This window comes from Pseudomonas sp. NBRC 111139, assembly GCF_001753955.1.
Lineage (GTDB): Bacteria > Pseudomonadota > Gammaproteobacteria > Pseudomonadales > Pseudomonadaceae > Aquipseudomonas > Aquipseudomonas alloputida.
This window is the reverse complement of record NZ_BCBP01000042.1, coordinates 63436-83194: the sequence shown is the minus strand read 5'-3', so window position 1 is coordinate 83194 and position 19759 is coordinate 63436. Positions and strand designations below refer to the sequence as shown.

At 56.9% G+C, this 19759-nt stretch carries 19 protein-coding genes and 1 pseudogene; 3 read left to right on the top strand and 17 right to left on the bottom strand.

What is annotated here, in order from left to right:
* The 4 genes and pseudogenes from BJQ17_RS17300 to BJQ17_RS17290 form a co-directional block, all read right to left on the bottom strand.
* Window positions 1–634, bottom strand: a pseudogene (locus BJQ17_RS17300) (stress response protein TerZ); the annotation flags it as partial.
* A 796-nt stretch (window positions 635–1430) separates the two neighbouring features.
* A complete protein-coding gene (locus BJQ17_RS31190) occupies window positions 1431–1688 on the bottom strand; it encodes a hypothetical protein (protein WP_014753711.1) in 258 nt (85 codons plus the stop codon).
* A gap of 34 nt (window positions 1689–1722) precedes the next feature.
* The gene (locus tag BJQ17_RS17295) at window positions 1723–2574 is read right to left on the bottom strand and encodes an SH3 domain-containing protein (RefSeq protein ID WP_014753712.1); all 852 of its coding nucleotides are present in this window, start codon (window positions 2572–2574) and stop codon (window positions 1723–1725) included.
* Window positions 2575–2598: 24 nt separating this feature from the next.
* Window positions 2599–3867 (bottom strand): hypothetical protein, encoded by a 1269-nt coding sequence (locus BJQ17_RS17290; RefSeq protein WP_014753713.1) that lies wholly within the window; start codon window positions 3865–3867, stop codon window positions 2599–2601.
* A 676-nt stretch (window positions 3868–4543) separates the two neighbouring features.
* Between BJQ17_RS17290 and BJQ17_RS17285 the strand changes: the two genes are divergently transcribed.
* The 3 genes from BJQ17_RS17285 to BJQ17_RS17275 all read left to right on the top strand — a co-directional run bounded on the left by BJQ17_RS17285 (window position 4544) and on the right by BJQ17_RS17275 (window position 7759).
* Window positions 4544–5629, top strand: coding sequence for a lysozyme inhibitor LprI family protein (locus tag BJQ17_RS17285; protein ID WP_014753715.1), 1086 nt, complete (start codon window positions 4544–4546; stop codon window positions 5627–5629).
* A gap of 207 nt (window positions 5630–5836) precedes the next feature.
* Window positions 5837–6385, top strand: coding sequence for a DUF1523 family protein (locus BJQ17_RS17280; RefSeq protein WP_070096372.1), 549 nt, complete (start codon window positions 5837–5839; stop codon window positions 6383–6385).
* Between the two features lie 105 nt (window positions 6386–6490).
* Window positions 6491–7759, top strand: a complete 1269-nt coding sequence (locus BJQ17_RS17275) for a VWA domain-containing protein (RefSeq protein WP_070096371.1) — start codon at window positions 6491–6493, stop codon at window positions 7757–7759.
* Between the two features lie 234 nt (window positions 7760–7993).
* Here the strand turns inward: BJQ17_RS17275 and BJQ17_RS17270 are convergent, their stop codons facing one another.
* From BJQ17_RS17270 to BJQ17_RS17210, 13 genes are all read right to left on the bottom strand, one after another.
* Window positions 7994–9178: a DUF4236 domain-containing protein gene (locus tag BJQ17_RS17270; RefSeq protein WP_080580319.1), complete on the bottom strand. Its 1185-nt coding sequence runs from the start codon at window positions 9176–9178 to the stop codon at window positions 7994–7996.
* A gap of 114 nt (window positions 9179–9292) precedes the next feature.
* The gene (locus tag BJQ17_RS17265; RefSeq protein ID WP_070096370.1) at window positions 9293–10348 is read right to left on the bottom strand and encodes a hypothetical protein; all 1056 of its coding nucleotides are present in this window, start codon (window positions 10346–10348) and stop codon (window positions 9293–9295) included.
* A 118-nt stretch (window positions 10349–10466) separates the two neighbouring features.
* Window positions 10467–11045 (bottom strand): TerD family protein, encoded by a 579-nt coding sequence (locus BJQ17_RS17260; protein WP_014753721.1) that lies wholly within the window; start codon window positions 11043–11045, stop codon window positions 10467–10469.
* Window positions 11046–11113: 68 nt separating this feature from the next.
* The gene (locus tag BJQ17_RS17255; RefSeq protein ID WP_014753722.1) at window positions 11114–11689 is read right to left on the bottom strand and encodes a TerD family protein; all 576 of its coding nucleotides are present in this window, start codon (window positions 11687–11689) and stop codon (window positions 11114–11116) included.
* 31 nt (window positions 11690–11720) lie between these two features.
* Window positions 11721–12755: a TerC/Alx family metal homeostasis membrane protein gene (locus tag BJQ17_RS17250; protein WP_070096369.1), complete on the bottom strand. Its 1035-nt coding sequence runs from the start codon at window positions 12753–12755 to the stop codon at window positions 11721–11723.
* 10 nt (window positions 12756–12765) lie between these two features.
* Window positions 12766–13215, bottom strand: coding sequence for a tellurite resistance TerB family protein (locus BJQ17_RS17245; protein ID WP_014753724.1), 450 nt, complete (start codon window positions 13213–13215; stop codon window positions 12766–12768).
* 47 nt (window positions 13216–13262) lie between these two features.
* Window positions 13263–14447 carry a TerD family protein gene (locus tag BJQ17_RS17240; protein ID WP_041167235.1) on the bottom strand — a complete coding sequence of 395 codons (1185 nt, stop codon included), beginning with the start codon at window positions 14445–14447 and terminating at the stop codon, window positions 13263–13265.
* Window positions 14444–15037 carry a TerD family protein gene (locus BJQ17_RS17235; protein WP_014753726.1) on the bottom strand — a complete coding sequence of 198 codons (594 nt, stop codon included), beginning with the start codon at window positions 15035–15037 and terminating at the stop codon, window positions 14444–14446. Before BJQ17_RS17235 ends, BJQ17_RS17240 begins: the two co-directional genes overlap by 4 nt.
* Before the next feature lie 2 nt (window positions 15038–15039).
* The gene (locus BJQ17_RS17230; RefSeq protein ID WP_070096368.1) at window positions 15040–15795 is read right to left on the bottom strand and encodes an HAD-IB family hydrolase; all 756 of its coding nucleotides are present in this window, start codon (window positions 15793–15795) and stop codon (window positions 15040–15042) included.
* Window positions 15792–16739 (bottom strand): HpcH/HpaI aldolase/citrate lyase family protein, encoded by a 948-nt coding sequence (locus BJQ17_RS17225; RefSeq protein WP_014753728.1) that lies wholly within the window; start codon window positions 16737–16739, stop codon window positions 15792–15794. Before BJQ17_RS17225 ends, BJQ17_RS17230 begins: the two co-directional genes overlap by 4 nt.
* The gene (locus BJQ17_RS17220; protein ID WP_070096367.1) at window positions 16739–17830 is read right to left on the bottom strand and encodes a cysteine protease StiP domain-containing protein; all 1092 of its coding nucleotides are present in this window, start codon (window positions 17828–17830) and stop codon (window positions 16739–16741) included. The genes BJQ17_RS17225 and BJQ17_RS17220 overlap by 1 nt, the downstream gene beginning before the upstream one ends.
* Complete coding sequence (locus tag BJQ17_RS17215; protein ID WP_070096366.1) at window positions 17823–18581, bottom strand: trehalose phosphatase; 759 nt, start codon at window positions 18579–18581, stop codon at window positions 17823–17825. The genes BJQ17_RS17220 and BJQ17_RS17215 overlap by 8 nt, the downstream gene beginning before the upstream one ends.
* On the bottom strand, window positions 18571–19707 hold the full coding sequence (locus BJQ17_RS17210; RefSeq protein ID WP_041167236.1) for a phosphoribosyltransferase domain-containing protein: 1137 nt from the start codon (window positions 19705–19707) through the stop codon (window positions 18571–18573). Before BJQ17_RS17210 ends, BJQ17_RS17215 begins: the two co-directional genes overlap by 11 nt.
* Window positions 19708–19759: the final 52 nt, after the last annotated feature.

Genomic DNA, 19759 nt, shown 5'->3' with positions numbered 1-19759 from the left:
CCATGCTGCTGAAGAATCCGCTCTTGAACTCGAACGCGCACTCCACGATCTGATCGCCGTATTCCATGCGCATCTTGGGTTTAAGCGACGCTACTGAGACAGCCCCGTTGTCGACAGCCGAGTACACGCTGAAAACAAGAGCCACCCTCCCACCCATGCGATGCGAGATAGCCGGGTTGATCTCAACGGTTTCGATCCCTGGCGCTGTCGAACTAGCGCTTACTACATCGCCTGTATGGAAAACGTAGGGGTCAGACTCGAATGACCCACGCTTGTCAGGTGCCTGGATGATTGACATGCGTCCGTCAGGACGAAGTATGCCGACACGGAGATCAAGGTCGTCGTTGTCCCGACCATCTCCATTGTCCACCCATGTAGCGCTTACCTTGATCGTCTTTGGCGCTGCAGCGCCCTTCTCGAGCGAGACCTTGTGGGCAGCTCCAGGCTTGTCCAGGGTGATAACCGATTTGGTGATGTTCACCGGCTTGGTCTGTGCAGCTACAGGCTCGACCTGTTCAGGTTCATCGCTGACCTCCACCCCATACATGTTGCAGAGGCCGGCCAGGCCCGAGGCGAATCCTTGCCACACGGCCCGGGCCTTCGCCTGCCCATTGCGAACATAGAGTTCAAGCACAGTGATGCCCGTCTCCAGCTGAAATCGATTCCAGCATCGGGGAACTCCCGGCCTAGCACCGCGCCAAAAGAGACGCGCTCCGCGCAGCTAGCCTGCACACAAGGCTTCGGCTCCTCGGCCGAGTAGATTTTGAACGTTGGGATCGACTTACCATCCACGAGGGGTGCGACAGGAGTCAGGTTCGCCGCATGTAGGACGTACCATTCATTCCCCAGCTTACGATCGGACTGCAGTCGACCTGGGCCTGGGAAGTCGATCTGATAGTAAGCACCGTCATGGCCCGTCACATGGACCATCATCGGGCTGGCTCTCATTGAACTGCCCGGGTCCATCATGGCCAACGGCGAGCTAAATTGAGCCCTGCCCTGATCCCTGCAAGCTGCGCCAGCGCCTCACTCTCATGCCCGTTAGCATCCTTAAGGCTCGCCTTCAGCTGCTCGTAGCGTGCAAGCACCCCCGTGTGCAGCTTTGCCATGCGTTCCATCTGGCCGAGGTTTGGAGCCACAGCGGCGACAACTCCCGCTGGGACAGTGTCCCCTATCGCAGAAGCCGGCTCATCCAGTGCCTCCGCCGGTACCGGCGCTGATCCAACAGGCTGTACCAACGACTCTGGTTTTGGAATGTTGGCCTCTGAAGGCGACCCCGCGGTGCTCGCAGGTGTTAGTCCAGCGGCGGCTACAGGTGCTGATGTCGGGGCGGCGGATGACTGAGCGGCGGTATTGGCATCCGCACGCAATGGGGGTTGTGTCAAGGAAACGATACCCAGGTTTGCCGCATTACCAAACCCGCTCGCATACTACTTGCCAGATGCATCGACCGCTTCCCACGCCACTCTGGCAGCCGGGCAGTCTTTACCAAGTACGACCGGCAGCACCGAAACCAAACGATCGAGGGTTTTTTGGTTGTCCCACGTGGGACGCCTAATGGTGAGTTCGATATCCGGCTTACACCAGCTATCCGCGGTGCCAGGCACTTCAACCATGACCTGGTCTTTCTTCGAAAAAGCCAGCTCGTGAGATAGAGCATCCGGTGCAAAACCGAATGCTCCGATCACAGCCAGCGCGAGAGCGCTATGCTTTATGGAGTCCTCAGATCAGTTCCCAAGTGCCGTTGTTCTGCTTGCAGAAGGTGTTCTGCTGCTGCTCAGGCTGGCCACTTGCGGATTTGAGGCTCACTGTCACTGGACGGCACGATGTTTCGGCCGCGATCTGCTGGGTCTGCAGGGTTTGAATCGAGTCCAGATCGAATGCCTGGGTCTCTTTGCTTGCCTTGACGTCCATCTCGTCCAGGTTGGCAGATGGGGCGGCGCGCTGGGCTACGGCTTGCTCTTTGGGCTGGACATAGGATTTATGTACATATCCAACAGTGACACCTTTGCGACCTACCAGAATCCAGTCACCGGTGGAGCCAACTGCCTGAAATTCAGTGGAATTCTGCAGTCCGCCGACCTTGTCAGCTTTCAGATTCGGAGCTGATCGAACATTGACGCTCGACTTGGTGACGTAGGGCTCGTTGATCAAGCGCATCGACGGAACGGCCTGGATTTTTGGAGCCCGCTTAACCTCGACGACTTTAGTCTGGGTGAACTCGTTGCCCTGTGTAATCTGTGCCGTTGCACCGGAATGCTCAGACGTCCAGGTAATAGGACGGTTGGGAGCTACAGGTTGGCTCAGAATCTCCTGAGTGCGAAGGGCCAGAGCTTGCTGGTCCTTTTCATCGAGGCTGGCGCCGATACGGTTACCAAGGTAGCTGCCGAGGCTGCCAGCAATGATGATTGCCACAATCTTGCCGGTGCCCTTACCCATTGCCGCGCCAGCGACAGCGCCAGCGAGGCCGCCGATGATAGTGCCCGCCTGCTGTTTGTTGATTCCCAGTTGAGCGCACCCGGTCGTGCTAGCGATGGCGATGGCCAAGCAAGTGGCGACAAACTTCTTACGCACGTTGAAACTCCTTTTTACGAACAGTCACTCTGCTTTAAGCAGTGGCTTGGTGAGGTTGTAGAGCATTGCTTCAGCAGTCATTGCCCAATGGAAAACACCCGCAACCAAAGTGGGGCCGCGATCGATGCTGCGGAAGGCCTTTTTGTACCCCTCAGATTGCACAAGGGCATTGCCGGCTATTAGGGGGATAACCACGATTGCGGCGATGGAGACGGTACGCAGCAACCACTGGCGACCGCGTATCAGTCCGCGCCGCTCGCAGGCGGACAGGATTAGGCCGACCAGGTTGAGTGCTCCCAGAAACAGTCCGCTCAACAGCGACCAGGGAACGAACCACATGTTTTTGAGCACATTCAGACCTTGCTCACCGCGGATGTCGGTGTGTGCAACGTCGGTGGCCATGTTGCGGGCGATCTGTGGAAGGTACTTTTCGAACTGCTCACGACTGGCAAGCACGTTCATCCCCTTCACGTAGATTGGCCCTAGCGCTTGGCTGGCCATGTACATGACCTCAGGAGACTGAGCGACCTGCGGCCGGCTACGCAGGCCTGGCTTGATCGCCTGGGCGTATTCAGCAACTGTTGGCTCAAACCCGAGGTCCTCGCCAGGCTTGGGCAACCGGATGGGTTTCCACTCACTGTTACCTATGCCGGAAGCCCGGAGTGCTTCAAGCTGCGCATACGCGCGGATGATATCCAGAGTGGTTGGTACCACTTCAGCTTGGAGACGATCGTAGAGCGCATCGCCGTTCCGGCGCGTGTAACCTTTGAACACGGTCTCCGCAAATGCTGGGAAATTCCCGTCGATCTTCTCTACGTAGGTCCCCTGCGCACTCATCAGAATCCCGAGGTTTGCAATGAATGCCTTGCCCTCGCCGTGCTCCCGGTAATCCTGATAGGGTAGCCCCGGGATTTGAAGGGAATCGTAGAGCAGCCCCTTCTTTGTGACATAGGCGTAGAGACTGGACACCCGCAGGGTGTGAGGGAATTTCTCAGCGATGAGATCCGGCGCCTCACCCTGAACCCACCACGTTGCAGGTGCGGCGACCAATGTCATCACCCCCACACTGTGCCATAGGTACTTCTCCCCTCCCCAACGGCGATGAGCCCAGATGCACACTCGCCAGCCAGTCAAGCAGACGGTTACTGACGCCAGGATCTGGCTGTATATTTCGAGATCCTGCAGTTTCTTCAGCGGTATGTCCGCGCCGGCGACGTTTAGGAGCTCAGCGTTGAAGAGGAGGCCTGCTAGCAAACAGACAGCGTTGAGGCACGCGAGCAAAACTAGGAGCATCCAACGGTTCCTTGTCAGTGTTGGTGTGTAGAAGCGGCACCTGCAGTTCCGAAAGCCAGAAGCTACGCATTATCCAAAAGCAGTGTGCCGAATCAGGTGAGAACCAAGCTTTATCCCTGAACCTAACTGCCGAGCTTCGGGTTTCAAGAGGTTTCTACCCCTGATATGGAAGCTCTCAGGCAGTCCGCGACAATATCATAATGATTTCACGCCAGGGATGTGTCTGAATTGCGGCCCCTGAGCGTGACCGTCATCGCTAGCCCACACGCTGCTCTGACAAGTACGCTGCGTGCTTGCGAATAGCTTCATCAGACAGCGTGCCGTTCGGACTGCCCTTCAGTTCAGGTTGAAATCATGTGTCGCCTTAAGCCGGAAAAGTGGGGTCTGCAGGTCTTTCTTCAACCGTGTTTGCGTGCGCCGGCGGCAGGTCAATAGCCGCTTTGGCAGAGGCCATTGTAACCGCATGCCCAGGCCACGACCGCCATGCGTGGATCGAGTGTATGCGCAGCGGACCAACCCAAGCCATCCCCGTAGCTAGATTGTCCTTGATCGAGACTCGAAGACGTTTTATCAGGCAGTAAATTGTAGTGACAAAATGCCACGATGGCTCTTTACTACATCGCCCGCCAGCCGATAGATGGGGGGTCAGGAATAGCTGTCTTTAAAGGAGTTCAGAATGCTTACAAAGGGCGCAATCGCGCTGGTACTGGGTTTGGCCGCAGGAGGCGTTTCAGCAGCAAGTTTCGACTGCTCAAAAGCGTCGGGCTTCGCAGAGACTGAGATATGCCGAGATGGCTACCTATCCGGAGTGGATGGAGTTCTCGATCGTACATACAAGAAGGCCGTCGCAGCGTCCTCCAACCCAGAGGGGCTTCGTCAATCGCAAAGGCAGTGGCTTCAGATCCGAAATCAATGCCAAGACCAGAAGTGCCTGGATAAGGCCCTTGGAAGTCGGATTCAGGAACTGGAGCGTATCGCGAGTGACGAACGCGTATTGGCAATGCATGCCCGAGAAGAACGGGAAGCCGCACAACGTCGCGCCGCGGACGCCGAACGCGAAAGGCAAGCAGCGGCCCTGGCGAATCAGCAGCGCCAGTCAGCGCAGATGGCACAACGCACTCCACCTCAAGCATCCACACTGCCGGCAGTCCGCCCGGGTGGCACTAAAGCTCAACAGGAATCGAATCCCGTAGCTACGTGGTTCATCAACGGTCCTGGTTGGAAATACACCCTAGTGCTGGGCCTACTGCTCTCCATCTGGGCCGTTGTACGCCACCATCGAGGGTCGGCAACCATTTACAGCGATTACACCGACGCCTTGATCACCAACGCACTTCCTGCACTCGGGATCGTCACGGCCGCGGTGTGTAAATGGCTCGAAATGCCTGGCGTCGTATCCGTTTTCTCGGTAATAGCAGGCTTCGTCCTCGCGATTACCTATGCGATCTATGCCACGGTAAAAAACAACAGAGGGGGGCTGAGCATCTTCCTTACGTTGATGGCAAAGCTAACCCTCATCACAGTCTTCTATGTCGTCATCGGGATGCTGATTGCCTCGCTGTTCAACGGCGGTGCTCGTCGCAAGGGTGAATCCCAAGCAAGGTTCGAATCGCGGATGCGTCGTCAGGGAAAGGCAACTATGGCGCTGATTACGGCACTCTCCGCGGCGTACACAGCACTTACTGCATGGGTTTGTCGTAACCCAAAGTTCACCCCCGTCGGTGAGTGCCTCGAGTTCAATCGGGTGCCTGCACTATCGTAAGCCCCCTCCGCCGTGCGCCGCCCAGCGCACGCGCGCCATATCCATTAGGGTCAGCCATGCATCAAGGCGGGTGGGAGATCGCTAGGCCCATTCACCTTGATATGGCAGCATCTACTCCGACCGGCCTGAAGTAGTTTGCAACAACTCTCCAGCGCAGGTGCAGCAGTTTCCCTGCATATTGCCAATTTCAAAAGAGTGATCACTTTGATGCCCTGGGTAAAACGTTCGCTTGGAATCCTCAGCTTTGTGCTGGTTACGGCATTCGGTTTGTGCCTCCACTTCTACTTGCCACGCCATGAGGTCGTTCATGTCACTGGCGTCGAGGTGAAGCGCATGGATGCAGATGGCGTGATCAGCGCTGAGAACCCGGCTGATGGTCCAACCCGAGATGTCTATTTCATCAACACTGTTTCAACCGACGCAAATCGTGAGGTAACGGTCTATCGAAATGAGGATACCGGTTGGGGATTCCCGTGGTACTTCAAATTCGATAGCGCCGACCTGCAGGCTAAGGCCCAGGACTACTCGCGTGACGCGAACCAGCTCGCGGTCATCCGGTATTACGGCTGGCGCTTCCAGATCTTCTCGATGTTCCCAAACATCACCGACATCAAGGCCACAACCAGCAAAACTGAGCCTTTCCCAGTTTTCGTGGCCCTATTCTTCGGCGGGCTGCTCATTCTAGTGCTTGCGATCGCCCTCCTCGTCCGCCGAAAGCTTCGCGCCCGGCAAAGGCCAATGGTCCCGAACCAGTAAGCTTTACCTTCGCCGTTATTCCCCCGGACGTTAAGCTGTGTTGGGCACCGCCAGGACGCTGTCCTGGCTTCTCAACCGCCGGACCTGACTTCTCAAGGACGCAGTATGCAAATCACACAGGGCCAGCGCCTGCCGCTGTCCAGCATAGGAATTTCTGATCGCCTCACGATGGCGGTTTCCATTCAGTCGAGCCACGAGATCGACGTAGCCTGTTTCGGTCTTGATCAGCAGTCGAAGCTGTCGGATGACCGCTTTATGGTATTTTTCAATCAAACCTCCTCACCTGCTGATGCCATCCGGCTGATTGGGCCAGGCCAGTTCGAGATCAACCTGGGCGCATTGCCGGCAACGATTGATCGATTGGTGTTCACCGCGGCGATTGACGGCGCGGGTGCCATGAAAGACATCTCATCAAGTCGCTTTGTCGTCAGTGGACCTAGCGCGCCAAACGCCGCGACCTGTGAATTTTCCGGCAGCACTTTCTCCGTGGAGAAGGCGATTATGGTTGCGGACATTTATCGCAAGGGTGGCGAGTGGCGCATGCTCGCAAACCTGCAGGGCTTCAAAGAAGGCTTGGGCGCTCTTGTGCGCCATTTCGGCGGCGAGGTGAGTGATGAACCCGCGACCGCGCCTCCAGCACCCGCTACGCCGCCTCTTGTCCAGGCGACGTTCTCTCTCGAGAAAAAGGTCGCAGCCCAAGCGCCAGCATTACTCAGCCTGGCAAAAAAAGCTCAGATCAGCCTGGAGAAAAACAACCTCACCAAGGTGAGAGCGAAGCTAGCCTTCGTGCTCGATGTGAGTGGTTCTATGAATGGCCAGTACAGCCGAGGCAGAGTGCAAGAGGCCATGAACCGGCTGATGCCACTCGCGGTAGCCTTCGATGATGACGGCGAGCTGGATGTTTTTGGGTTTGGGGCCAAACCAGTTCACCTCTCGCCAGCCACTCTCTCCAACTACAGCGACTACATCGACACTGAGCAAGGTGGTTGGCGGAAGTGGGATGTGGGCCAGCGCGTAAATGACGAACCACGGGCGATGCGCCTCCTGATGGACTACTACAATCAAAGCGGCGACAAAACCCCGGTCTACATCATCTTCATCAGCGATGGCGGTGTTCATGAGAATCGCGCAATCACAAAACTGATGATCGAAGCGTCCTCCAAGAATTTCTTCTGGCAATTTGTCGGCCTGGGCGGAAACGGCTACGGCATCCTGGAGCGACTTGATGATATGCCAGGTCGCGTTGTCGACAACTGCAGCTTCTTCGCTGTGGATGACCTTCACGACCTCACCGAAGATGCACTGTACGACAAGCTTATGAAAGAGTTCCCGGGCTGGCTCAAAGAGGCGAAAGCGAAGGGAATCATCAGTTAATACCCTGATTTTCAGCGAGAACCGTACGAATTTCAGATGTTCCGAATCCTCGCACCAATTCAGCGCATGAAATTAAAAAAGCCACCTGATCCGGAAGGGCCAAGGTGGCTTTTTCGTATTGGGTTTGGATGTGCCCGCTGGGCACTGCCTCAGCCCGGCGGATGGATCAACGTACCTGCTTCAGCGTTCTGATTTCCCTAAAGCGCGTACACCACCACGTAGCCGCGGCTCCCTTCACCCCAGATAGGCAAGGTCAAACGGTTGGATCTCCCAGAACCGCGCAGCACGGTCCAAGTCGACCCGAGCACCCCAGCTATTCAGTGCACCCACAGGATCTATGTGCTCAATGCGAGCAAAGTCCAAAAGCTCCCAGTCCTCCCGCCGCACGACCACAGACAAGATATAGGGCTCCTCAAGGCGCCCGGTCGCTGGGTCATTTCGTTGAACATACCCTGACACCAGGCAGCGATTGATTGCCGGCAGCAGAGCGAATACCTCGCCAACGACCCTGAACAAAGAGCCGTAACACAATCCCACAAAGTCCCGTCGCACCTGGGCATCACTTCGTGTCTTGAAGGTGAGTTTTCCATTGCCTTTTGCCTCGGCAGTACGCCGCGGGGTATCACCTTCGTCAGGTAGATCCACATCCAAGGCTATCCCGGCTGCATCGTAGGTGAACTGATAGGCAACATTCGTTTCCTTGGGCCAGGCTATGCCGCTCAGCACGTAATCGAGCGCTTTCTCCATGTGAGCACTGAATCCCTTCGCAGCCAGGCGGAAGGTCTTCTCAGCTTCCGAGCGCTCATTGTCATGCGCGTCACGGGCTGCCTCCCATTCCGATAGATCCTGCTGGTAGATCTGCTCGTTGGTGAGGCGGTCAGCCTCTAGCTTGCCAGACCTGAACAACCTATCAACGAAGCTAGGCTCAACTGACGTCGGCGCCGTCGGAATCGGTATCGAAAAAGGAGGCGGTAATGCCGGCATGGTACCCGGTCGAGGGGTGCCTACGTGGACGTTCAAGCAATCATTGAGCTCCTGGTTCAAACTCTCTGCAGCTTTTGTGAGCAGCGCTTCAATCTCTGCAGCCTGTTCGCTCTTAACGCGCCTCACGACTCTTGCAGGAACCGGACTTCCTGCCTCATCGACAATCAATAGCGTACCGTCATCCTGCACGCTGATCTTGATCGGCCCTGAATAGCCCGCTGAACCGGAGGAGCTGGATGGTGACTGACGTGCACCATCCAAGCGCTGGCGGTAGGACAACCCGGTCCCGGGTAGGCCAGCGTTCAGAAACGTGCCATTACGTCCCATTGTCATGCTTAGGCCCCTCGGGCCAACTGAAGCGGACAATCCGCTGGGGGAGATATTAAGCCTTACGCCCGGCACAATCGTGATCCGCTTACTGAACCTCCACCCCATAGCCTTTTCCTTGACTCATGATTGTAGAACTGGGCGCTTACTGTCATAGCAGTGTCTCGCACGCATGACGGCAGATACGAAGGTCTGAACATGCGCCCGGTTGAGAACTAGCGTTTAAGCGCCTGGGAGCTCGATGAACTTCTCACCACTCCACTGGAAGCGCTGCGGGTATGGCTGCGTCGGGCAGCAACGTGGATCATCATCTCCCTGAACAAGGGCGTCGATGAAGATGGTGCGACTGCCGACATCGCGCGCCTCACGAACGGCTCCACTAATTGCAGCATCGCCACCTTGAGCCTGCCAACCCTCTGGCGCGTGGTAGAACGCTGCGAGGGAGTGATAGGCCGACTGTGAGCCGCCTGAGCCTTCGATGGTATAGAGCACTGCGGCATCCAATTCACCGTCACCATTCAGGTCCACCTGAATGATTTGCCGACCTTCTGGGTACTCTACACCGCCGTCTGTATCGAGCCCCGCGATGTACGCATTGATTGCCACAGTCAAGTCAGGGAACGACTGTGCTGCAACAGTAGATTGAGCCATCACGACTGCAGGTGGGGTGGCAACTGGGTTATTCAATTGCGGCTCGACCGGATCTGCTGCAATGGTATCAGCCCCGGCATTCGGCTCCGGCTCGACAGAGCTCGGGCTACCTCTGCCGTTCACAGCGTCGGCAATCATTTGGTAACTCCGAAGTGCCTGATCGTCTGGCTTCAGACCTGCCTTCTTCGCACGAACAGAAAACTCCTTTTGGATCTCGCCCAAAGCCCGTCCCATGTCCTCAGGGTTGAAGGTCATCACAAATCCTTTAGGAGACATCGGTTGCGAGTCACCGAAGAAGATGCGCGCAAAAATGTTCGGTCGCATGTCCTCAAGGGCGTCGATGCCGGCATCAACAAACTCGTCCGCGACATCCTTGTACAGCGACCATCCTTCATCGCCGAAAAGCTTGGTGATGTTCTCTTTGGCCACGTCATTTTTGAAGTCGGTTAGCTCCAGGGCTTTCTGGTTAAAGTCGATCGTTTGGCTCCTGCAGCTATACGTGTCATTACCGAAGCAGTTCTGCCTTAACTCGTTGAGTGCCAGGGAAAGACGTACGTCATTTGCTGCCTGGCCGCAGCCGGCCAGCATGGTGACCACAGCACTGGAAACCAAGATTCTCTTAATCACTTGAAACTCCGCAATCCATGCGCATCACGTGTGCGCGCAAAGCTAGGTGGTCAGAACGAACCACCTGACAAAAAAAAGCCCCTGCCGTGTTAGCAGGGGCTTTTCCTACAGGCTCGAATTAGCCGATGGAAACGCCATGGGCTTCAGCCAGTGGCTTCAGGCCGCCAGCGAAACCTTGACCGATCGCCTTGAACTTGAACTCGTCGTTGTGACGGTACAGCTCACCGAAGATCATCGCGGTTTCAGTCGAAGCGTCTTCGCTCAGGTCGTAGCGCGCCAGCTCTTTACCGTCTGCCTTGTTGACGACGCGGATGTAGGCGTTGCCCACCTGACCGAAGCTCTGCTTGCGGCCTTCGGCTTCGTGGATGGTGACTGCGAAAACCAGTTTTTTAACGTCTGCAGCCAGGCCGGTCAGCTTGACGTTGACCTGCTCGTCGTCGCCTTCACCCGCGCCGGAGCGGTTGTCGCCCAGGTGCTCAACAGAACCGTCTTGCGAGGTTTTGTTGTTGTAGAAGATGAAGCTGTTGTCGTTCAGTACTTTGCCATTTTCACCGGTGATGAAGATGGATGCATCGAGGTCAAACTCGGTACCGTCGGTTACACGAGGGTCCCAGCCCAGGCCAACGACCACTTCGGACAGGCCAGGAGCTTCTTTAGAAAGCGATACGTTGGAGCCTTTGGTCAGCGAGACAGCCATAGGATAATCCCTTGAAAATAGATGGAGTGGTCGTTAGCACCGTGTGGTGCTAACGACGGATAGCGACCTTAGAAATTCAGGCCGTACGAGTTGGCAAGAGCCTTCAAGCCGCCGGCATAGCCTTGGCCAACGGCGCGGAATTTCCACTCGCCGTTGTTACGGTACAGCTCAGCGAAGATCATCGCGGTTTCAGTCGAAGCATCTTCGGCCAGGTCGTAACGAACGACCTCAGCACCAGTCACATCGTTGGCGATACGGATGAACGAACCGCCGACCTGACCGAAGTTCTGCTTGCGAACATCGGCGTCATGGATGGTAACGGTGAACGCGATCTTGTCGATGTCCGCTGGCACGCGGCTCAGGTCGACCTTCAGTACTTCGTCATCGCCGTCGCCAGCGCCAGTACGGTTGTCGCCGGTGTGCTCGATAGAACCGTCTTGGCTCTTCAGCTGGTTGTAGAAGATGAAGTCTGCTTCACCGCGAACCTTGCCATTGGCAGCCAGCAGGAATGCACTGGCGTCGAGGTCGAACTCGGTGCCATCGGTCGAACGCGGGTCCCAGCCCAGGCCGACGATGATCTTGGTCAGCGACGGGTCAGTTTTGGTCAGGGACAGGTTGCCGCCTTTCTGCAGGGTCAAAGCCATTTCTTAAACTCCTTGTTAGGGTACGAGTGATTCAGTTGGATTCTGCTTGAGTGTCTTCCTTTTCGGGGAAGATCACACTTGCAACGATGCCGATGACCAGCACCACCATCACGATGAGGAGGCTGGTGTTTGGATCGATCTTGAAGCCGTGGTGGAACATATGGTCTGTGGCGTTGAGGCCCAGTTTTACCGCGATGAAGAACAGCAGCGCAATGACAGCTTTCTCCAGGTGCACCAGGTAGCGCTTCAGGGCCTCGAGTACGAAGTACATGGTACGCAAGCCCAGAATGGCGAACAGCATAGCGGAGTAAACGATGAGAGGCTCACGGCTCACCGCGATCACAGCCGGCACGGAGTCGAAGGCAAACAGCACATCCGATACTTCAGCGACTACCAAGCACAGGAACAGCGGGGTAGCAAACAAACCACCTTTGGCCGCCAGGCTCATGCCTTTGTTCTCAGGTTTCAGCAACTCGCCCTCGAGAACCTTGCGGCTAACGAAGAACTGGTTGCCGTGCAGCTTTGGCCAGACCGGGAACAGTTTCTTGGCGAATCGATAGGCGATGTGCTTGGAGTAGTCTTCCTCCTCCTCATCATCACCGCCGCTACGAAGCATCATGACGGCGGTCCAGGCCACGATCAGTGCGAATACGATTTCTACCCAAGGACCGAACGCCAGAAGGCCGGTACCGATCGCAACGAAAATGCCGCGGAAAACGATAGCGCCGATGATGCCCCAGTAGAGCACGCGGTGGCGGAGGCCATCAGGAACTTTGAACCAGGCAAAGATGGCCATGAACACGAAAAGGTTATCGACGCTGAGAACCTTCTCAAGGGCGTAGCCGGTGACGAACAGGCTGGCGACTTCAGGCCCGTGCTGAACGTACAGGAATCCTGCAAACGCGAGGGAAATGGCAATCCAGAACACGGACCAGACAGACGCTTTTGCCAGCGAGACCGGCTTATCGCCGCGATGCGTAACCATGTCGAGCAGCAGAGCGCCTAAGGCGATGCCGACGAAAACCATCATGGTCAACGGGGGGAAACCGATATGGGTAACTTCCACAGGTCAGTCCTTAAAGTTCGAAATCAGCTGGGGAGAGGCCCAGCTCCATGCAGATCAGACGGCATGCCGCCTTTTCCTTTTCATCAAAGTCACCATCGGATGCGCCGACGGAGCAGGTAACGCGTACGAGAAGGCGCGCAGCCCCTTCGTTGTCTTTGATTCTGCCGATGACCTTCAACGCTTCTGCTTGACCGATCTGAGGGTCAAATTCGAACTTGCTCATCGCGTCGTTGAACACGGCGAGTACGTCGGTCAGGCTGAACACCTTCAACTCTGGGGAGTTGTTGATGAAGCCGATCATCTTTTGCTTTTCTTCAGGACCCGCGCCATTGCTCGCCACAGCTACCATGGCGCAGCCGTTGGCGGTTGCTTCCATGAACTTGCGATTCTTGTGCTTGCCTACTTCGGCAGTCAGGGCCTCGCGTGCTTGCGCACCTTTTGCTTTCAACCAACTGAGCATTGTTCGTACCTCAAAGTGGCGGGAACGAAGCCCCGCCCGAAAGTGGATTACTTGGAACCGACGCTCCAGCGCAGACCCCAACGGTAGGCCTTATCCATGGGCTCTTGGTTTCTATGGAAGTCGACCCTACGAGACACCTTAACGGCGCCGTTGTCGTTTTCAAGGAGAGCAATGGCGCAACAACCGAGACTTCCACCCTCCTCGTTCAAACGGACTTCAATCTCTGGCTGGCCAGGGATGAAAATGGTGACCACACCATCGGTCTGCCCCCAGTTCGGTGCACCGTCGTAGATGAAGGCGTAAACCAGGATTCGCTTGATCTCACTCCACTTCTTCCCATTGATGTGAATCCACTCGCCGCCGGATACGGAGCCAGTTCGGTCATCACCCATGAGTTGAATGTAGGGTTCGTCTTCAAGGTCGCCAAAGGCATTGCCCAACGCCTGAACCACGCCCTTGTGCCCGTCCTGCAACTCAAACAAGCAACCAACGTCGAGGTCGATAGACTTGCTACGACTGAAGAAGCCGCCAGACTTGCCTTGGTTCCAGTTCAGGTTCACCCGGATTTCACCGAACCCAGCAGCTGTCTTTTCCAGACTGATCGAGGAACGAGTCTTGTCGAGGGTCACCTTACTCAGGCTAATAGTCGACTTTGGAGCAGGGGCCGGTGCAGGGGTGGGCGCTGGAGCAGGTGCCGGCGCAGTACTTGGAGCTGGTGTCGGGGTCGGGGCCGCAATGTCGACACCAAAGTGGGTTGCCAGTGGTGCAAGGCCACCGGCAAAGCCTTGAGCGACACATCGAAATTTCCACGCACCCTGGCGACGGTAGAACTCGCCAAGAATCAGCGCGGTTTCCTTCATCCCCGAAGTCGGGATCTGAGTCTCAATGCCACCAGACACAGTGACCACAAGCATGGGTACACGATCGAAGCTGGCTTTGTTCTCGTAGATGGTCGCCGTCAGCGCGACCTTTTCGATAGCTGCGTCCAGCCGGCTGAGGTCAACGGTGAAAACGGCGCGGCCAGCAGCCGTATCAACAAGCTGCACCGACCCACCCAGTACACTGGGCTGGCCGTAGAAACACATGTCATTGTCGCCACGGACCTTTCCAGTTGCGGTCAGTGCAAATGCAGACACATCAATGTCTGCACCTGGAATAGGCGAATAGCCCACCTCCACCCGCAGGCTCCCGGTCGCTACCGGTGCGTTACCACCAGGGACCAAGGTTGTCATGCGCGCACCGCCTGAACGGCCAGGTTCACCAAGTCGTCAGCAGTACGGCCATGGGTAGTCTTACCGATAGCTTTGAACTCCCAACCAGAAGCGCCGCGCGACAGGTTGGCCATGACCACGCCAGTGTGCTCACCCTGGTCACTGAGGTTGAAACGCGCCAACTCCTGTTTATTGCCGTCATTGACGATGCGGCAGTACGCATTTTGGATGCGAGAGAAGTTCTGCCCAGTGAAGCTGTTAGTCGTAAACACCAAGTGCTTAACCGATGCAGGAACGTTGCTCAGGTTTACGGTGATCGACTCATCATCACCCTCACCCTCACCAGTGCGGTTGTCACCAGAATGCTGGATCGAACCATCTTTGGATTTCAACTGGCGGAACCACACCAGGTCGACCGGCTTCAGGTCGCCATCCAGCATGATGCACGACGCGTCGAGGTCGATCTCTCCACCGCCACCACCGAAAATCTTGCCGAAAAGACCAGTAGCTTTCACAGGATCCCAGCCCAGACCCAGGGTTACCTTGGACAGACCCGAGCCCGCGGTCTTCTCCAGAGAAATGGACTGATTCTTCGAAAGGGTAAGTGCCATCGTTACGCTCCTTGTTGGTCATCGTGCTGTTGGGTGCCAGAGGAGACACCCGTAACTGAATTTGTGGTCGCGTTCGTCGAGTTCACACGCGCACCAATTTTCTCAATCTTCATCCGGCCACGCTGCCAGCGCGGGTGAAAGTGCCGCCAGTGCGGCTCTTGCGCTGCAGCAAGTAGCTCTTGATCCCCGCGGGTGTCACCCCAAGCTCGTAGCTTGTACTGGGCCAGCGGGCCATATACAGCTTCCAGGCGAAGTACCTTTGCTTCGCAGCGGCAGTTACTCCCGCTAAGCGCGCCTGTGAGCTTGCCTTCAACTACTTCAAGCTCGGTCCCAATCAAGCTGATACCCAGCTCCTGAGCGAATGGCATGAGCACTATCCGCGGAGAAGCTGAACAGATTGTTACCAGGGCACCGCTAGCAACCTCGGCCGCGACGGATTGTACGCCGGCCGGCCGCATGAGCCGTACCCAAAACGCCTGCCTGAATTCCGCAGCCTTCCGCTTCACCCAAGCCTCCTCAACACCAGTCAGGAAGGTGGCGACAAGCACAGCTTTAAGCTCGTCGCGACTCATTCCCTTGCCGAGGTAGCGAATGCATGCAGGAAGCATGCGTATCACCCGTGCGGCGAACTTCCGCTTACCGAACGCAAACAGCAGGAATGGGACGAAACTGTCTCGCCGCGTCAGGGTGCCGTCGAAGTCAAAAACCGACAGGACCTGGCCGGAGGCCGGGCCAGCTTCAATCATTTCCTGGGTCACCGAACTGCCTCAGCCAGGCGAACTGGCTCCGCTATACCTGATTCTGCGGGTTTCACTCCGTGCCATTTCACCCGTTCGATGATGTTGATGGCCCAGTTGTAGTGGGTCGCTGGTTCAACCATCGCATCGTTGTGCTTGAAGACAGCAGGCGCAGAACCATCGACGATGAGCTTGGCGCAGTTGTAGTCCTCAAGAGGAACGCGGAAGCCGTCATGAATCTGCGCAATCTGAGTCGGGTGAATCGCTGTCTTACCAACCAGCCCATGGGCAATGTCCAAGCCCAGCTCCTCAGCGAGCAGCTGAGGTGTTGCGAGCTGCTCGAAGACAGGGGCGGTAAGAGCAAAACCTTGTGCCCCAAGGACCCCGCACAGCATTGGGATCACGTACCCCATTGGGGTCTGATACAAGGTCGTTGCCGGGTTGCGGCGCAGCCCCAGGCAACTCATAAGATCATTTCCACCGATGCGCAACGCAAGGATTCGATCCCCCAGCTCTGAGCGAAGCGCGCAACCCAACTCGCCCATTGCTCCAGGGTTGAATACGTCGCTGGTTTCAAGCGTGGGCATCATCAGCAGGTCGGGGTTGGTAACTGCTCGGGCCCACTCACCCAAGGTGGCAAGGGACAACTTCGGCACTACAAATCCATGCGCTGCGGTGATCTCAGGCCACTCGTTGAGTAGAGTCGCCATCTTAGAATCACGCGGACGTACGAAAACCAACGGACTTCTCGGAGAGCGGCTAGCTCGTGGCCCGATAGCAGTCAAGATCGCCCGCAGCGACAGCAGTGCATGCTCAACATCGGTAGAGGCAACCGCATCCTCTAGGCAGATAACGAGCGAGCGAAGGCCAGGCTGCTTATCTGCGCAAATCACATCGACGATATCGGCTCTAGTTGCAGGCATGTAGAGCGTCGCGCCCAGGGCCCACGGCGAGATGCGGTCCATTAGCTCACCTCCCGGATGATGGTAACGGCACGGTAAGGCCCCAAGTCTTCACCAGCTTCCTGTACCTGGATGCCGGCACGGTCAGTCAGATGGATCAGCAGTTGGACGTCTGCGTCGTTGCGGTTCCGCACCAGTACCTGATCTGGGACACGGCGCAGCACAGCGCGAGTCGCTTCGGCGATACCGGGCTTGATGCGATTCAAATTGGTCACACCAAATCGATCAGCAAGACGGCTGACGACACCAAGTGCATCGTTCTGCAGGTTCTTCGCCTCATCTGGTGTCCACGGCTGAGCCGGACTTACCTCGACGGCAGCTCGAGCTGCTTCGATCCGATCAATGAATGCTCGGGTCACGTCGTGCTCTCGCAGGTGGTCGTATACTACGCAGCCATGCAGCCCGCCATCACTCGGCCAGATCGAGCGGGAAACCAAACCGGATACGGTCGCGCCCAGAATACCGGATGGGATGATCCAATCTTCGGCCGAGGCTGCGAGCCAGGCTCGGCCGCACGGGTCTGCCAGTACGACCAATCGCGGGTCTTCAGGGAAACGGCTGTCACCTGCAAGGCTTCGCTTGATCTCACCGGAGATTGCGCCTTTGCCTGTCCACCCATCGACGAAGACGATGTTTTCAGCACCATGTGCAGCGATGATAGACTCAAGCGCAACAGTGTCGATACCACGATCGCGGACGATGCTGATGCCGTAGTGATGTGCGTCGCGGCCCCGGCCAATCAATGCACGGCGTAACAGAACCCCAAGCGGAAGCCCGGCGCGCACGAAGGACACGAGCGCAATTGTCGGCCCCTGATAGCGTTCTTCCAAGGCCAGAGCTAGGGATTGAACGTCCGCCGCCATGCGCAGGCCGTTCTGAGTCATCGCTCGCTCGAACAACTGCATGTGAGTCTGTGACGGCGCATCTTCCTGGCTGATCATTTCCGAGTAGTGCTTTTCCTTGGACTGGATCAGCCGCTCCTTTTCCAGCACATCCGTCAGGCCGATGTTCACTGGCTGCAACAGGAAATGAACATCCTCAGGCAAGTAGCTACCGCTACCAACAGTCATCGAGGTCAGGATCGGGTTAAGCATGGATGGTGCCCTCCACCAATGCGGCAAGCTGGCTCCGCGCCGGAGTCGACCAGAAATCGCAGAGGTTCATGTAGCCGAGATCGGTGATGCTGTCGCCGAAGCCGAGCACAGGGCGCTCCCCGTGTAATCCACGATCCTGCTTGAGGAAGTGCTCAACAGCGACGCGCTTGGACAGACCTGCAGGTAGCAGGGCAAGGTTGTTGCCGTTGGAGTGAGTGTGCATGCCTTCGATCAGGCCAGCTTCACTCAGCTTGTTGCGCACCAGAATCAGATCAGCGTCAGAACCGTTGTTGTGCTTGACCACAACGTAGTGACGCTGATCGGCCTCTTCCACAACCCAGCCACGAAGCGATACACCTTGCTCGTCCCCAATACGCAACGCCGTCTCACACAGCACGGGCAAGCGGTCCTGGAACGCCGAGAGAATTCCATTCATCACGCCATGCCAGTCCATATTGACGGAGCGATCGGGATTAAGAATCAGGCCACCATGGGAGCAAATAGCAGGGCCAGTGAAATCCAGACGAACACGATTGAAGGCCTCGGCACTGCGCGCAGTAACGGGTACCACATCAGTCGTTGCCAGGAGCCACCCAAGGAACTGCTTCTGCATCTCGGTCTGGTAACCGCTCACTTCACCGTTAACGTCAAAGGACGCCGGATAGCGCGAAGTGCCCTCAGGCATTTTTCGAGCGGTTTGGAAGAGCGTGTCGTCCAGGTCGACCAGGGCAAGCGGGCGCTTATTTGCCATCGACGATCACCTCCGCGTTCAAAGCTTCAATCAACGCAGCCGGCACAGCCTGTGCGTCCGTCTCGCTGCAGATCAGCACTCGATCGAATTGCCCGGGTGCCACGTTGTAGAGGAAGTTGACGATGCCCAGACCGTAGTTGTCCGAGAAATTCAGCGCGTGCCCAATCGAATGACCAAGTGCAATTGGCGAACGGGTAGTCGAGCTGAAATGCACATCGGCGCCAGCGCGCTCAAGGCGTTCAGCCAGCAGGAAGGGCTTCCAAACGAACTCACCGGTACCGAGGACGATGACCCGCTCACCCGGCTGGACAGCGATGTTGAGCCCCAGGGTGTCTGCTACCCCACGGGTACCCAGTCGGCCCCAATCGTTTTCGGGGTTCACAGCCCAATCTCCAGCGGCCACGGTGCCGGTGTCTGGCATTTCAGGAAGCGGAGCTTCAGGATCTTCAGTGAAGCTGTAAGCGCCACTCAGCAGGGATACCTGTGCGGCCGCTTCGCCGATGCTGCTCGATACAGCGCCTGCAGACCAATCAGTCAGCACGCAGGTGACAACGCGCTCGATCTGGTTGAGTCCAGCGTCCACTAGGGCGCGGTGTAGATTGATGAACGTGCGACCGGTCGAGGCCTCATCATCAACGAGCACCAGCGACTTGGCGCTGCGCATCATTTCCGAGAGTTGAGGTTCGGACGGCTCATGAATCAAGTGTGCACTGGCATGGCTGTGCTCTTCTTCAAAACGAGCAAAGATCAGATCGCCCACCGGGTGGCGGGTGCTGACGATGTACATGGTGTCAGCCCGTGACTCGCTGAGGGCGCGATGAACGCCAGCCCCCAGGCCGACGGCTGTCTCTGCCATACCGATGATCAGTACAGGGCCTGGCAGGTCGGATGGGATTTGTGCAGCCAAGGCCTTATAGGATTGCTGCATCACCGATGGCTTGACGGGAATGTGCTTACCCAGCACCCGAGAAACAAACAAAAATGCTCGTTTCGGATTGCGGCGCTCGGCAAAGCCAAAAAGCGACTCAGGCGAAATGGAAGCCTGATGCACATCAACTTCGAGAACGCCGCGCTTCAGCGTGGCGCTCAACTTTGTAGACGCTCGATTCACTAAACTATGCCCCATGTTGGAGTTCCGTGGACGATAGTAGTGAACCTAACGTGCGCACTTTTAATTT

Bases quoted from the DNA above. Each gene is read 5' to 3' on its own strand.
- BJQ17_RS17290 (WP_014753713.1), bottom strand. From the start codon at position 3,867: ATGCTCCTAGTTTTGCTCGCGTGCCTCAACGCTGTCTGTTTGCTAGCA.
- BJQ17_RS17285 (WP_014753715.1), top strand. From the start codon at position 4,544: ATGCTTACAAAGGGCGCAATCGCGCTGGTACTGGGTTTGGCCGCAGGA.
- BJQ17_RS17280 (WP_070096372.1), top strand. From the start codon at position 5,837: ATGCCCTGGGTAAAACGTTCGCTTGGAATCCTCAGCTTTGTGCTGGTT.
- BJQ17_RS17275 (WP_070096371.1), top strand. From the start codon at position 6,491: ATGCAAATCACACAGGGCCAGCGCCTGCCGCTGTCCAGCATAGGAATT.
- BJQ17_RS17270 (WP_080580319.1), bottom strand. From the start codon at position 9,178: ATGGGGTGGAGGTTCAGTAAGCGGATCACGATTGTGCCGGGCGTAAGG.
- BJQ17_RS17260 (WP_014753721.1), bottom strand. From the start codon at position 11,045: ATGGCTGTCTCGCTGACCAAAGGCTCCAACGTATCGCTTTCTAAAGAA.
- BJQ17_RS17255 (WP_014753722.1), bottom strand. From the start codon at position 11,689: ATGGCTTTGACCCTGCAGAAAGGCGGCAACCTGTCCCTGACCAAAACT.
- BJQ17_RS17245 (WP_014753724.1), bottom strand. From the start codon at position 13,215: ATGCTCAGTTGGTTGAAAGCAAAAGGTGCGCAAGCACGCGAGGCCCTG.
- BJQ17_RS17240 (WP_041167235.1), bottom strand. From the start codon at position 14,447: ATGACAACCTTGGTCCCTGGTGGTAACGCACCGGTAGCGACCGGGAGC.
- BJQ17_RS17235 (WP_014753726.1), bottom strand. From the start codon at position 15,037: ATGGCACTTACCCTTTCGAAGAATCAGTCCATTTCTCTGGAGAAGACC.
- BJQ17_RS17225 (WP_014753728.1), bottom strand. From the start codon at position 16,739: ATGGACCGCATCTCGCCGTGGGCCCTGGGCGCGACGCTCTACATGCCT.
- BJQ17_RS17220 (WP_070096367.1), bottom strand. From the start codon at position 17,830: ATGCTTAACCCGATCCTGACCTCGATGACTGTTGGTAGCGGTAGCTAC.
- BJQ17_RS17215 (WP_070096366.1), bottom strand. From the start codon at position 18,581: ATGGCAAATAAGCGCCCGCTTGCCCTGGTCGACCTGGACGACACGCTC.
- BJQ17_RS17210 (WP_041167236.1), bottom strand. From the start codon at position 19,707: ATGGGGCATAGTTTAGTGAATCGAGCGTCTACAAAGTTGAGCGCCACG.